1 protein-coding gene is annotated in these 365 nt (G+C 63.0%); it reads right to left on the bottom strand.

What is annotated here, in order from left to right:
* A partial coding sequence (locus KVT36_RS31585; protein ID WP_217607408.1) for a hypothetical protein occupies positions 1–365 on the bottom strand: 365 nt, incomplete at both ends.

The following is a 365-nucleotide window of genomic DNA, read 5'->3' as shown; positions in this document are numbered from 1 at the left end:
CGCGTCGACAGGGGCGAGTTCGGGCCCAGGTTCTTCCGCACCGACGCTTTGATGTCATTTATGGCGTCTCGGTCGATCTGCCGTTCGTCGGCCTGCTGAATGCCCTGGAGCTCCGAGACGTTCGAGAACAAGCCCGGAGTCTCCGTTTCGGTGCGCTCGAGTTCCGCGAGCTCGACATCGGCGAGAAATCCCCGCCATTCCTTCAGAGCGAGGCTCACAACCTCATTGAAGTGCCACAGAGCAAGTGTGCGAGGGCAGAAGAGGGTCAGCCAGAAGAGCTCCTTGTCGGAGGGCTTGCGGCGAATCGGGACTGCGTAGGCTGCACAGCCCGCCGCGTCCGCGATCTTCCTCACGTACGCCGCGGC

It is taken from the genome of Chitinophaga sp. GbtcB8 (assembly GCF_019091455.1).
GTDB lineage: Bacteria > Bacteroidota > Bacteroidia > Chitinophagales > Chitinophagaceae > Chitinophaga.
The sequence above is the reverse complement of the archived record's forward strand: the minus strand, read 5'-3'. Positions and strand labels throughout refer to the sequence as shown.